The 12,755-nt window shown below is 69.1% G+C and carries 14 protein-coding genes; 7 read left to right on the forward strand and 7 right to left on the reverse strand.

The window, feature by feature from the left end:
- Positions 1-6: 6 nt before the first annotated feature.
- The 5 genes from E1218_RS18295 to E1218_RS18315 form a co-directional block, all read right to left on the reverse strand.
- Complete coding sequence (locus E1218_RS18295) at positions 7-1,587, reverse strand: glucoamylase family protein (RefSeq protein WP_132321701.1); 1,581 nt, start codon at positions 1,585-1,587, stop codon at positions 7-9.
- A 20-nt stretch (positions 1,588-1,607) separates the two neighbouring features.
- Positions 1,608-2,420, reverse strand: coding sequence for a carbohydrate ABC transporter permease (locus E1218_RS18300; protein WP_132321703.1), 813 nt, complete (start codon positions 2,418-2,420; stop codon positions 1,608-1,610).
- The gene (locus E1218_RS18305) at positions 2,420-3,322 is read right to left on the reverse strand and encodes a carbohydrate ABC transporter permease (protein WP_233712305.1); all 903 of its coding nucleotides are present in this window, start codon (positions 3,320-3,322) and stop codon (positions 2,420-2,422) included. Before E1218_RS18305 ends, E1218_RS18300 begins: the two co-directional genes overlap by 1 nt.
- A gap of 66 nt (positions 3,323-3,388) precedes the next feature.
- Positions 3,389-4,681: a sugar ABC transporter substrate-binding protein gene (locus tag E1218_RS18310; protein WP_132321705.1), complete on the reverse strand. Its 1,293-nt coding sequence runs from the start codon at positions 4,679-4,681 to the stop codon at positions 3,389-3,391.
- A gap of 63 nt (positions 4,682-4,744) precedes the next feature.
- Positions 4,745-5,758 (reverse strand): LacI family DNA-binding transcriptional regulator, encoded by a 1,014-nt coding sequence (locus E1218_RS18315; RefSeq protein WP_132321707.1) that lies wholly within the window; start codon positions 5,756-5,758, stop codon positions 4,745-4,747.
- Positions 5,759-5,883: 125 nt separating this feature from the next.
- On the opposite strand from E1218_RS18315, the gene E1218_RS18320 reads away from it, so the two are divergent.
- Positions 5,884-6,459, forward strand: a complete 576-nt coding sequence (locus tag E1218_RS18320; protein ID WP_132321709.1) for a histidine phosphatase family protein — start codon at positions 5,884-5,886, stop codon at positions 6,457-6,459.
- On the opposite strand, the gene E1218_RS18325 is transcribed toward E1218_RS18320, so the two are convergent.
- Both E1218_RS18325 and E1218_RS18330 read right to left on the reverse strand, forming a co-directional pair.
- Entirely contained in the window at positions 6,441-7,181 is a 741-nt protein-coding gene (locus E1218_RS18325; protein ID WP_132321711.1) for a GNAT family N-acetyltransferase, read from the reverse strand. The two genes, E1218_RS18320 and E1218_RS18325, sit on opposite strands and share 19 nt — an antisense overlap.
- 3 nt (positions 7,182-7,184) lie before the next feature.
- Positions 7,185-7,589 (reverse strand): NUDIX hydrolase, encoded by a 405-nt coding sequence (locus E1218_RS18330; protein WP_132321713.1) that lies wholly within the window; start codon positions 7,587-7,589, stop codon positions 7,185-7,187.
- Between the two features lie 106 nt (positions 7,590-7,695).
- Here E1218_RS18330 and E1218_RS18335 point away from each other — a divergent pair, with 106 nt between their 5' ends.
- The 6 genes from E1218_RS18335 to E1218_RS18360 form a co-directional block, all read left to right on the forward strand.
- Entirely contained in the window at positions 7,696-8,577 is an 882-nt protein-coding gene (locus E1218_RS18335; RefSeq protein ID WP_132321715.1) for a PHP domain-containing protein, read from the forward strand.
- Positions 8,574-9,194: a MarC family protein gene (locus tag E1218_RS18340; RefSeq protein WP_132321717.1), complete on the forward strand. Its 621-nt coding sequence runs from the start codon at positions 8,574-8,576 to the stop codon at positions 9,192-9,194. The genes E1218_RS18335 and E1218_RS18340 overlap by 4 nt, the downstream gene beginning before the upstream one ends.
- 15 nt (positions 9,195-9,209) lie before the next feature.
- Complete coding sequence (locus E1218_RS18345; RefSeq protein WP_132321719.1) at positions 9,210-10,100, forward strand: RecB family exonuclease; 891 nt, start codon at positions 9,210-9,212, stop codon at positions 10,098-10,100.
- Between the two features lie 224 nt (positions 10,101-10,324).
- Positions 10,325-11,122 carry an ABC transporter permease gene (locus tag E1218_RS18350; RefSeq protein WP_132321721.1) on the forward strand — a complete coding sequence of 266 codons (798 nt, stop codon included), beginning with the start codon at positions 10,325-10,327 and terminating at the stop codon, positions 11,120-11,122.
- Positions 11,115-11,930 carry an ABC transporter permease gene (locus tag E1218_RS18355; RefSeq protein ID WP_233712306.1) on the forward strand — a complete coding sequence of 272 codons (816 nt, stop codon included), beginning with the start codon at positions 11,115-11,117 and terminating at the stop codon, positions 11,928-11,930. The genes E1218_RS18350 and E1218_RS18355 overlap by 8 nt, the downstream gene beginning before the upstream one ends.
- Before the next feature lie 3 nt (positions 11,931-11,933).
- The coding region (locus tag E1218_RS18360) for an ABC transporter ATP-binding protein (protein ID WP_132321723.1) at positions 11,934-12,755 on the forward strand (822 nt) is incomplete at its 3' end.

Genomic DNA, 12,755 nt, shown 5'->3' on the forward strand with positions numbered 1-12,755 from the left:
CTCCCGTTACTCGAGGCCCGACTCGAACTGCTCCATCGCGATCAGCGGCCGGATCCGGTGCTCGACCTGGCGGCTGACGAAGTTCCGCCGGATCACGTCGTTCGCGAAGACGTTGCCGATGGCACCCATCACCATCGCCTGGTCGAGCGACAGGTACCGCTTGGCGATCAGGCCGGACCGGACCGCGACCGAGTCGTAGAAGCCGCCGCCAGCGTACGCCTGCAGGTTCCGCTCGATCCTGGCCAGGTTGTCGATCGCCTGCCGCGGCGCGTACTGCATGGCCAGGAAGGCCGCGTGGGGAGTGACCACGCCGTCGCCGAAGGCCGGCTCCGGGTTCGTGCCCTCCCGGCAGCCCTCGAAACCGGCGTCGTAGTTGGTCGCCTCCAGATCGGACGGGTAGCCGCCGGGGTCCATCCCGATCGCGTCGACGCCGTACACGGAGTACCCGCCCCGGGGGTTCGACGCGGGGGAGAAGCCCCAGTAGCCGTACTTCGCGTCGTCCAGGCCGTGCTCGATGTGCGCACGGACGGTCAGCGGGTGATTGATCCCCCAGCTGCGCGGCGCCCACCGTGACTCCGGGACGAACAGGTCGGGCATCAGCGACTCGAACATGTCGCCGCCCCACGACGGCACCAGCCGCATCCCGCGGTACGAGTACGTGCCCTCGAAGACGTCCAGGCCGAGGTACGTCCGGTGGACACCCTTCGGCCGCTGCTCGACCCAGGACCAGTCGCACGAGTCCGGGAAGGTCCGGTAGGTGGCGAAGTACTGCGTCTGCGGGACCTGCCCGAGCGCGAACCCGATGTACGGCGCGATCCGGGCCTCGGTGTTGCAGGTGTCGTAGTGGAACTTGCGGTAGTACACGTCCGGGCCGACGCCGGCGTGGTTGCCCTGGTCGGTCTCCTCGTCCGGCGGGGAGGTCTCGAAGAAGCCGCCGCGCATCAGCCCGCCCGGCCGGGCCGCCGGGTTGTAGTAGAAGGCGAAGTTCATCTTGCCCAGCAGGGCGTCCGCGAGCGCCCGGGCGCGCGGCTCGGCGTTCCGGACGACCATCAGCGCGGCCGCGAACCAGCCGTTGTCGACACTCGACACGAACGGCGTGATCGGTTTGGTGCCGTCCGGGTCGGTGTACAGCACCTCACCGGTCGACTCGTCGTACCAGTTGAAATACATGCCGCTGGGCTCGTGGTGGTCGACCCTGGTCATCGTGGTCAGGGTCTGGGTGATCCGGCGGTACGACTCCTGCGGCGAGATGATGCCGAGGTGCCGGGCGACGACCGTGCTCCACAGGTAGCCGCCGATGTTCGTGGGGGAGGTGTAGCGGCTGCGGACCGGATCCGTGACCGAGGCGCCGATGTTGTCGGCGGGCAGCCCGGTCTTCTCGTCGGTCATCGCGACCAGGCTGCGCCAGGTGTCCCGTGCCCAGCGGCCGACGAGCGCCCGGTCCGCCCGGGTGGGTTTCCAGTGGCCCTTGAGCATCGCGGCGGGGTTTGGGCGCCCGGCGTACGACGTACTGGCCGACGTCCCACCGACGAGGGCGACGGAACCGGCGGTGGCGAGCAGTGTGCGGCGACTGATGTTGGCGGTCATCTTGTCTCCAGAGAAGGGGGTTATTTGATGCCCGTGATCGCGATGCCCTTGGTGACGTGCCGCTGGAAGACCAGGAACATCACCAGCACCGGTACGACGACCACGACCGCGCCGGCCATCAGCAGGCCGAAGTTCTGCGCGTTCTGGCCTTTCGAGTACAGCGCCAGGGCGACGGGCAGGGTGTACATGTTCTCGGTCTGGGCGATCACCAGCGGCCAGAGGAAGTTGTTCCAGGAGCCGAGGAAGGTGAGGATGCCGAGCGTGGCCAGGGCGGGCCTGGTCAGCGGCAGCATGATCCGGGCGAAGATGCCCAGCTCACTACTGCCGTCCACCCGGCCGGCGTCCATCAGGTCGTCCGGCAGGCCGGAGAAGAACTGCCGCATCAGGAACACGCCGAAGGGCGAGACCAGGAACGGCAGGATCAGGCCGGGGTAGCTGTTCGCCATCCCGGCGTTGGTGACGAGGACGAACAGCGGCACGAAGGTGACCATGCCGGGGATCATCAGCGTGGCCATCACCAGCACGAACAGCGCGTTGCGGCCCTTGAACCGCAACTTGGCCAGCGCGTAGCCGATCATCGAGCAGAACGTCAGGTTCCCGGCCGTCACCGCGAGCGCGACCAGCGTCGAGTTGAGGAAGTAGCGCGGGAAGTTCGCCTTGCTGAACAGGTCCGCGTAGTTCTGTCCGGTCGGCTGCTCCGGCCACCAGGTCGGCGGGACCCGGAGCAGTTCGCCCTGGGTCTTGAAGCTGCCCAGCACCATCCAGGCGAACGGCGCCGCGACCGCGACCAGGCCGAGCACTCCGATCAGGTAGATCCACCAGGTGCGGCGCATCACTTCTCCCTCAGCAGCCGGAACTGGATGAACGTGATCACCGCGATGACGACGAACAGGATGTACGCCATCGACGTGGCCAGGCCGTAGTTGCCGAAGCCGAACTGGTTGTACGTGTACATCGACACCGAGATCGTGCTGTTCAGCGGGCCGCCCTGGGTCATCACGAACGGTTCCTCGAAGAACTGCAGGTAGCCGATGCCGGTGGTCACGCTGGTGAACAGCACGGTCGGCCGCAGCAACGGCAGGATCAGGTACCGGAACCGTTGCCAGGAGCCCGCACCGTCGATCTGGCCGGCCTCCTCGACGGTCTGCGGGATGCCCTGCAGCCCGGCCAGGAAGATGATCATCGCGGACCCGAAGTTCCGCCAGACGGCCATCGCGATCAGCGACGGCATCGCCCAGGTCTCGGATGCCAGCCAGTTCGGGCCCTCGATGCCGACCCAGCCGAGCACGGTGTTCACCAGCCCGGAGTCCGGTGCCAGCACGAACCGCCAGATCACCGCGATCGCGACGATCGAGGTCACCACCGGCAGGTAGTAGCCGACCTTGAACAGGCTCTGGAACCGCTTCACTCCGCGGTCCAGCAGGACGGCCGCGGCCAGGGCGGTGACCAGGGTGAGCGGTACGCCGAGGACGACGAAGTACGCCGTGTTGAACGCGGCCTTCCGGAACGTCTCGTCCTGGAACGCCTTCAGGTAGTTCTCGAACCCCACACCGTTCACCGCGAACGGCGTCCGCAGGTCCCGCTGCCGCATGTCGGTGAAACTCATCCCCAGCGACCCGAGCACCGGCCCGGCCGTGAACGCCAGGAACAACACCGCGAACGGCAACACCAAGATCCACGCGGTCGCCGTCTGCTGGTCCAGCCGCGGGCGCCGCGGCCGGCCCGTGTCCGTCACCGGCGGGGAACCTCCCGCCGGGACGCGCCGCGCCCCGGCGGGGGCTGTCTGCTGACTCATCGTCGATCAGCTACCGGTGCCGATCGACGTCGCCTGGGTCTGGGTGGCCTTGGCGGTGTCCTCGGCGGACTGACCGGCCTTCGCCATCTTCTCGATCTCGGTGTCGAAGGCGTTCGCGACCTGCTCCCAGTTCACGACCGCCGGCGGCGCCTTGGCCGACTCCAGTTGCTTGCCGAACACCGGCAGCAGCGGGTCGGACGCGATGCTCGGGTCCTCCCACGTGCTCTTCACCGCGGGCAGGTCGGACGACATCTTGAACCAGGCAGCCTGCGTCTTCGGGTCGGACAGGAACTTGACCAGCTTCCACGCGCTGTCCTTGTTCTTCGAGGTCTTGAACACCACGAAGTTGGAGCCGCCGACGAACGACGTCGAGGTCTTGTTCTTCGGGATCTCGAAGACCCCGATGTTCGGCTTGATCGCGTCCCCGCCGAGCTTGGCCACGGACCCGGCCATCCACGGCCCGGAGATGAACATCGGCACCTGGCCGTTGACGAACTGCGCCTCGGTCTGGTTCGGCGGCAGGTCGGTGCCGGCCAGCTTCTCGGTGAAGAAGCTCTGGTAGTACCTCAGCCCCTCCACCATCTCCGGCGTGTCGAAGGTGAACTCCTTCTGGTCCTCGTTGGTCAGGTTCGCGCCGGCGGACCAGGCGAACGGCATCACCGTCTGCCAGGACCCGCTGCCGCCCGGCTGCAGATTGATGCCGTACTTCGCGCCGGCCTTCTCCTTCATCGCCTTGGCCATCGCCTTCAGGCCGTCCCAGTCGGTCGGCGGCTCGGTGATCCCGGCCTTCGTGGCCAGGTCCTTGCGGTAGTACACCAACCGCGTCTCGACGTACCAGGGAACGCCGTATTGCGTCCCGCCGACCTTGGTGGTGTCCAGCGCTCCGGGGTAGAAGCTCTCGTTGTCGAAGCCCTGCGGTGTCGGGTCGAGCGCGCCGAGGTCGGCGAACTCGCCCATCCAGGTGGTGCCGACCATGGCCGCGTCCGGCAGTGTCTGCGCGGTGATCGCGGTGGTGAACTTGTTGTGGGCCGAGTCCCACGGGATCGGGGTGACGGACACCTTCACGCCGGGGTTGGCCTGCTGGAACTGCTGCATCAGCTTCGGCAGGTTCTCTCCCTCGGTGCCCATCGCCCAGACGGTCAGGTTGCCGGTGGCCGGCCCTTCGCTGACCGTGGTGGTCGCCTGTGAACCCCCGCTCGGGGTCTCTTCCGACCTGCCACACCCTGCCAGGGCGAGGGCGGTGGCGGTGATCGCAGCGCTGCCGATCACCAGCCGGCGCCGGATGCTGTGGGTGATCATCTGTGTCTCCTCATTCGGTTGCTGCTGCAGCTGTCTCATTCGTCGCGCACCCCGGCCGCCCGGTCAGGCGGGTCCCGTGCCGCAGCTGTCCCGCAGCACGAGTTGTGTCGCCAGTACGTCGTTGCGCGCGCGGGTCCGTTCACCGGTCACCCGCTCGTGGAGTCGTTGCGCGGCCAGCCGGCCGAGCTCGGTCATCGGCTGCCGTACGGTCGTCAGCCCCGGCGACACGTACCGTGCCGCCATCACGTCGTCCCACCCGGTCACCACGATCTGTCCCGGTACGTCGACGTCGTTCGCGGTCAGCGTGTCCACCGCCGCGAGCGCGAGCTCGTCGTTCGCGCAGACCAGGCCGTCCGGACGTTTCGTCGCCTTGAGCACCCTTTCGGCGACGGCCGCGCCCGCCTCCTCGGTCAACGGCACCTGCTCCGGCTTGGGGACCCGCAGGCCGCGGGTCTCGTGCGCCTTCGCGAACCCGGCGTACCGCTCGGAGACGTCGTACGACGTGGCCGGGTCGCCGACGAAGAGCAGGCCGGTGCGGCCGTGGTCGAGCAGCCGGGTGGTCAGTCGCTCGGCACTGGCGGCACTCTCACTGCGGACCGAGTCGCAGCCGGGGACCGGCGGCCGGGCGATCAGCACGATCGGCACGTCGGCCTTGCGCAGGCTCTGGATCGTCGGCAGGTCCAGGGCGTTGCCGTGGACAACGATTCCGTCGACCCGGCCGGCCAGGTCGCGGACCGTCCGGCGCGGGTCGGGGTTGCCGTGGGTGACCGTGATGATCACGCTCTGGCCGTGCTCGCCGGCCCAGCGCTCGTACCCCATCAGCAGGTCGCCGTAGAACGGGCCGGCCAGGTCGGGCAGCACGAGCCCGTGCGCCTCATGCCGTTGTACCGCCAGGCTTCGGGCGGCGCGCAGCGGTACGTAGTTGAGCTCGCGTGCCGCCTGGTCGACCCGGGTCCGCGCCTTCTCCGACACCGGCCCGGTCCCTTGCAGGACGCGCGAAACCGTCGCGATCGACAGCTTCGCGCGGGCCGCGACGTCGTAGATCGTCGGCGGCCGGCCGGTGGGTCCGGAGGGCACTGCTTCCTCCTGAAGGTCGGAGTGGAAGCGCTTACAGTTTTCGACCCTGCCCTGTCCGGGTGGATCGGTCAAGGGTTCGGGTGTCATCCGGGACGATGCGGTGCCGGTTTTTGCGAAGATGAGGCGTGACCACACCAGAACGGCAGGACCGGCTTTTCCTGATCCGGCACGGCGAGACCGAGTGGAGCAGGTCGGGCCGGCACACGTCGGCCACCGACCTTACGCTGACGGCGGAAGGCGAACAGGTGGCGACGTCGCTCAAGTCGCGCCTGGCGGACGCGACCTTCGAGCTGGTGCTGACGTCACCGCGGGAACGGGCGCGCCGAACGGCGGAACTCGCGGGCTTCCCGGGCGCCGAGGTCGACGACGACCTGGTCGAGTGGGACTACGGCGACTACGAAGGCATCACCACCGCAGAGATCCGCAGGACCGTGCCTGGGTGGACGGTCTGGTCGCATCCGGTACCCAACGGCGAAACCCCGGCCCAGGTCGCCGCCCGCCTCGACCGGGTCAACACCCGGATCGCCGCAGTCGACGGGGACGTGCTCGTTTTCGGTCACTCGCACGCGCTGCGCGCGCTGACCGCCCGGTGGCTGGAGCTCGACGTCACCGGAGGGCGCCACTTCGTCCTCGACACCGCCACGATCTCGATCCTCGGCTGGGAACGCGGCTCACCCGTGATTCACCGCTGGAACTCGTAGAGGTCGATCGTGCAGTACTGCCGGAAGCCGAGTCCGGCGTAGACCGACCTCCCGGCTTCGGAAGCGCCGAGTACGGCGTACTGGACGCCGTCGACCTGGCGGAGCGCGCCGTACGTGATCGCCGCGCCGATACCCCGGCGGCGGGCCTCGGGCACGGTCATCACGAAGTAGACGCCGGCCACCCCGGCCGCCAGGTAGACGGTAACGGTCGCAACCGGTTCACCGTCGAGCCGTCCGAGGTAGTGCCGCCACGGGTCGCCGTACCCGAGCCGCCGGTACACCTGCGCGACCCAGCGCGCCTCCTTCTCGCCCTCGCCGAAGCCGCGGCCGAGCGTCGCTTCCCAGATCGCGAGCTCGTCGTCGGTCGTCACCCGGGTGAGGCTGAATCCGGGAACGTCGCGTGGCGCTCGCAGTTCCGCCAGTTCGGCCGCCATGCCGGGCTCGCTGCCGCCGTGCCTGAACCCCGCCGCCAGCAATCGCTTGCCGAGTGCCGGCGTCCGGATCGACGGCCCGACGTGCCAGCTGCCTGGTACGTCGTACCGGCGCATCAGCCGGAGCGACTCGGCGACGACGCTCTCGTCACCCGCGACCACCGCGTTGTGGTAGTCGATCGGCGAGCCACCGATCGTCCAGCGGGCGGTGCCGTCGTCGCGTTGCGTGCCGCCGCCGGCGGCGCCCATCGCCATCAGCAGTTCCGCGGCGTTCTCCTCGATCGCGCGCATCGGTCAGCCCGGGAGAGCGTTCCACTGCGCGAGCGTGGAGGCGAGCAGGGCCGCGGTCGGCAGATTGTCGAATTCCTCGCGGCCGACGAACTTCGCGTCGGTAGCGTCGTCACCGGCCTGCAGCTCGCCGCCGACCGCCTCGGCCTCGTAGTCACGGATCACGTAGAGCACGCCGTTCGGTCCCTCGCGTTCGACTTCGCCGACCATCGGGCCGACCCTGACCGTGAGACCGGTCTCCTCCGCGACCTCACGTGCCACCGCGCCCGGGTCGTCCTCACCTGGCTCCACCCGGCCGCCCGGCAGCGACCACCGGCCGCGGCCGGGCTCGTTGGCCCTGCAGACCAGGAGCAGCCGGCGCCGGTCGTCGTACACGAGTGCCCCGACGCAGTCGACCCGGTGCACATCCATGCCACCACACCCTAGGGGCAACGGGCGGGCTCCGGGGGCCCGCACGGATAGCATCAGGCCTGACGGCTGTCCGTCGAACGTCTATGGAAGGGATCCGGCACCGCTCGTGCGTATCGACCTGCACACCCATTCGAACCGCTCGGACGGCACCGACCCGGTGGACGTCCTGCTGGCCCAGGCCGAGCGGGCCGGCCTGGACGTGATCGCGCTCACGGATCACGACACGGCCGACGGGTGGGCCGACGGCCGGCGCGCCGCGGAGGAGCTCGGGATCGGGTTCGTCCCCGGAATCGAGATCTCCTGCAAGCTCAACGGCATCAGCGTCCACCTCCTCGGCTACCTGCCGGACCCCTCGTACCCGGAGCTCGCCGAGGAGTTGCGGATCGTCCGCGACGGCCGCACCGACCGGATCCCGTCCATCGTCGCCCGGCTGAACGGACTCGGCGTGCCGCTGACCGTCGACGAGGTGCTCGCCCAGGCGACCGGTACGCCGTCGGTCGGCCGGCCGCACGTGGCCGACGCGCTGGTCGCCAACGGCACGGTCGCCAACCGGAGCGAGGCGTTCGACCGGTTCCTCGCCGACGGCAAGCCGGGCCACGTGTCGCACTACGCGATCGACCCGGGCCGCGCGATCGACCTGGTCCGTGCGGCCGGCGGTGTCCCCGTGATCGCGCATCCGTGGGGCCGGTCCAGCTACAAGGTGATCACCGCGGACACCATCGCCCGGCTGGTCGACGACCACGGCCTGGCCGGAATCGAGGTCGACCACCAGGACCACTCGCCCGAGTCCCGCACGACGTTGCGCGGGATCGCCCGGGAGCTCGGCATCATCTACACCGGCTCCAGCGACCACCACGGCGTCGGCAAGATCGACCACGAGCTGGGGGTGAACTCCACCGAGCCGGAGCAGTTCGAGCGGCTCCTCGAGGTCGCCAAGGCCAACGCCGCGGCCTCGGAGGCCAAGGTGCCCGAGGTCTACCTGCCGTGAACAGCGTCATCAACCTGGGGTTGCTGAGCGAGGTCGTGGTCACGCTGTTCGTGATCATGGACCCGCCCGGCACGGTGCCGGTGTTCATCTCGCTGACCGCCGGCCAGTCCCGGGCGGTCCGGAAGAAGGCCGCCTGGCAGGCGGTGCTCGTCGCGTTCGGCGTCATCGTGGTGTTCGCGGCGTTCGGTCAGCAGATCCTGCACCACCTCGGCATCACGCTGCCGGCGCTGCAGGCCGCCGGTGGGTTGCTGCTCCTGCTGATCGCGCTGCAACTGCTGACCGACACGGCCGAGGACCCGGTCCAGACCAAGAACGTGAACATCGCCTTCGTCCCGCTCGGCACGCCGCTGCTCGCCGGGCCGGGTGCGATCGTCGCGACGATGGTCTTCGTGCAGCGCGCGGACGGCTCGTTGCCGGACGTGGTCGCGATCTCGGTCGGCATCGTCCTGATCCACCTGGTGATGTGGCTGACGCTGCGGTTCTCCGGGGTGATCATGCGGATCCTGGGGGAGAACGGCGTGCTCCTGGTCACCCGGATCGCCGGCCTGCTGCTGAGCGCGATCGCCGTGCAGTTGGTCGCCGACGCGGTGACCGCCTTCATCCAGAGCGAACACTGATCAAGGCGGGCTGAGATGGACGACATGCTGCCCGGGATGCCGGCGCGGTTGTTCGTCGCCACCCCGACCAAACTGCTCACCTTCGCCGACTGCAAGCGGAGATACCGCTACACCTATCTCGAGACGCCCCGGCCGCCGAAGGGACCGCCGTGGGCGGCCAACACGGTCGGTGCGGTCGTCCACGAGGTGCTGGCCGACTTCTACGGTCGCTGGCCGGCGTCCCGCCGTACCCCGGACGAAGTCGTCGCCAAGATGCGGTCCAGCTGGCGCAGCGAGGGCTTCCGGGACGAAGTGCAGTCGATGGACTGGCGGGAGCGGTCGACCTCGATGGTCCTGGGCTACCTGCGGGACTCCGATCCGTACTACGAGCCGCGCGGCGTGGAGCGCAACGTCGCGTTCACCACGGAGCGGGCGTCGCTGCGCGGCCGGGTGGACCGGATCGACGAACGGCCCGCCCGGGACCGGAGTGGCGGGACCGAGCTGGTGATCGTCGACTACAAGACCGGGCGTCGTCCGCTGACGCCGGAGGATGCGCGGTCGTCGCTGGCGCTGGCGGTGTACGTGCTGGGCGCGCGCCGGTTGCTGCACAAGCCGTGCACCCGGGTGGAGCTGCATCACCTGCCGACCAACACCGTGGCCGCCGCGGACCACGACGACACCTCGCTGGGCCGGCACCGGGACCGGGCGGAGTCGATCGCCGACGACGCCGCGGCGGCCGAGGCCCGCTGGCACGAGGGGTTGAGCCCGGCCCAGGTCGACGAGGTGTTCCCGCCGGAGCCGTCGCCGATGTGTGGCTGGTGCGACTTCGTCCGCATCTGCCCACAGGGCCGCCGGGCCGCGCCACCGCGGGACTCCTGGGCAGGGCTTGACGACAGCGCGCCGGTCGCCATGGACGACGCGAGCTGAGATCCCCGCCGCGTGCCGGCGCTGCGCGCGCGGTGCGGTAAGAAGAAATTGGTTGACGTCGCCCGACCGCCCGGCGTACGGTCCCAACCTTTCCTTGACAACGGTGTGGGCGACCATGCCTGTCACAGTGGTGTCCGATCCCCCGGGTCTTTCCAGATCCGGGGTAGTTCTGCGTGCCGCTGGACCGATCGGACACCACCTCGAGCGAACGAGAGGGGTTTGCCGTGGGCGTCTACTGGGCGATCGGCGTACGGTCGTTCCGCCGGTTCTCGACGTACCGGATCGCGACCGCGTCCGGCGCGTTCACGAACACGGTGTTCGGGTTCATCCTCTGCGGGATCTACCTCACCCTGTGGCACGAGCGGCCCGGCCTCGGCGGGTACGACGTGGCGGACGCGTTGACGTTCGTGTGGTTGCAGCAGGGCCTGCTGATGCCGATCGGGATCTTCGGCGCGACGACGACGATCGAGCTCGGGGAGCGGGTCCGCAGCGGCGAGATCGCGGTCGACCTGTACCGGCCGACCCATCTCCTGCTGTGGTGGGCGTCGGTCGACCTCGGCCGGGCGATGTTCCAGCTGATCGTGCGAGGCAGTGCGCCGTTGCTGGTCGGCGCGCTGGTGTTCGACCTCACCTTCCCTTCCGGCGTGCTGACCTGGCTGGCGGTCGCGACCGGGCTGGTGCTCGCCGTCCTGGTCAGCTTCGGCTTCCGGTATCTGGTCGCGCTGTCCGGGTTCTGGATCACCGACTCGCGCGGGATGGAACACGTCGCGCTCGTGCTGTCGAGCTTCTTCTCCGGGATGATCCTGCCGCTCGTCGTGTTCCCCGGCTGGATCGGCGAGTTCGCCCGGGCGACGCCGTGGGCCGCGACGCTGCAGGTGCCGATCGACATCTGGCTCGGCCGGAACCCGGGCGGGACCGGGTCCGCGCTGCTCTTCCAGCTCGGCTGGATCCTGGTGCTGCTGTTGGTCGCGCAGCTCGCCACCACCGTCGCGACCCGGAAGGTGGTGATCCAGGGTGGTTGAGCGGCTCCGCCGGGCGCCGGCGCAGTACTGGATGCTCGTGACGATGTGGATCCGGTCCGCGCTCGCGTACCCGGCGTCGTTCGTGCTGATGCTGATCGGCACGATGCTGATGACCGTGATGGACTTCGTCGCGATCGTGCTGATGTTCAGCCACATCGACGCGTTCGGCGGGTTCAGCCTGGCGGAGATGGCATTGCTCTACGCAACCGCTTCGACGACGCTCGGGCTGGCGGATCTCGTCACCGGCTCGATCGAGCGGGTCGGCCAGCGGATCCGCTCCGGGGCGCTGGACGTATACCTGATCCGCCCGGTGCCGGCGTTCATCCAGACCGCCGCGGACCAGTTCGCCCTCCGCCGGATCGGCCGGCCGCTGCAGGCCGGCGTCGTCCTGGTCCTCGCCCTCGGCCACCTCGACGTCGACTGGACCGTTGCCAAAGGCATCGTACTGGTGTTGTCGCTGATCGTCGGGTCGATCATCTTCGCGTCGATCTTCGTGCTCGGCGCGGCGTTCCAGTTCCTCGCGATCGACTCCGCCGAGGTGGCCAGCGCGTTCACCTACGGAGGTCAGACGCTGACGCAGTACCCGTTGAGCATCTTCGGCAAGGACATCGTCCGGGCGGTCACGTTCGTCGTACCGCTTGCCTTCGTCAACTACTACCCGGTGCTCTTCGTGCTGGGCAGACCGGCCCCGCTGGGGTTGCCGTCCTGGATCGGCCTGCTGTCGCCGGGAGTCGCCGTCGTGATGGTGACGCTGGCGTCACTGGCCTGGCGGGGCGGTCTCCGTCGTTACCGCAGTACAGGGAGTTGAGCAGTGGCAGTCATCGAGCTGGACAACGTGTCGCGGGCCTTCACCGTGTCGTCGCGAGCCGGGTTCCGCCGTACTCATCGTGAGGTGCGTGCGGTCGACGGCCTGTCGTTCACGGTCGAGCAGGGGGAGGTCGTGGGCTACATCGGCCCGAACGGCGCCGGCAAGTCGACCACGATCAAGATGCTCACCGGGATCCTGGTCCCGAGCGCCGGCTCGATCCGGGTCGCCGGCGTGGACCCGTCGCGTCACCGGCTGAAGCTGGCCAAGCGGATCGGCGTGGTCTTCGGTCAGCGGACGACGCTGTGGTGGGACCTGCCGTTGAAGGACTCGTTCGCGGTCCTGCAGAAGATGTACGACGTCCCGCGGGCGCGGCACGCGGAGAACCTGGCGACCTTCGTCGAACTCCTCGACCTCGGCGACCTGCTCGACGTACCGGTCCGTCAGCTGTCGCTCGGTCAGCGGATGCGCGGCGACATCGCGGCCGCGCTGCTGCACGACCCGGAGATCGTCTACCTGGACGAACCGACGATCGGCCTGGACGTGATCAGCAAGGCCCGGTTGCGTGAGTTCCTCGCCCGGGTCAACACGGAACGCCGTACCACCGTCGTCCTCACCACCCACGACCTCGACGACATCGAAGCTCTCTGCAGCCGGGTCATGGTGATCGACCACGGCCACCAGATCTTCGACGGCACCCTGGACCACCTCAGAGCCAGCCAGTCCGCCCCACGCACCCTGGTGGTCGATCTGGCCACGTCCCTCCCACCGATCGAGGTGCCCGGAGCCACCGTCGTCAAGGTCACCGGCCCCCGCCAGCACCTCACC

Source organism: Kribbella turkmenica, from assembly GCF_004348725.1.
In the GTDB taxonomy this organism is placed as follows: Bacteria; Actinomycetota; Actinomycetes; order Propionibacteriales; family Kribbellaceae; genus Kribbella; species Kribbella turkmenica.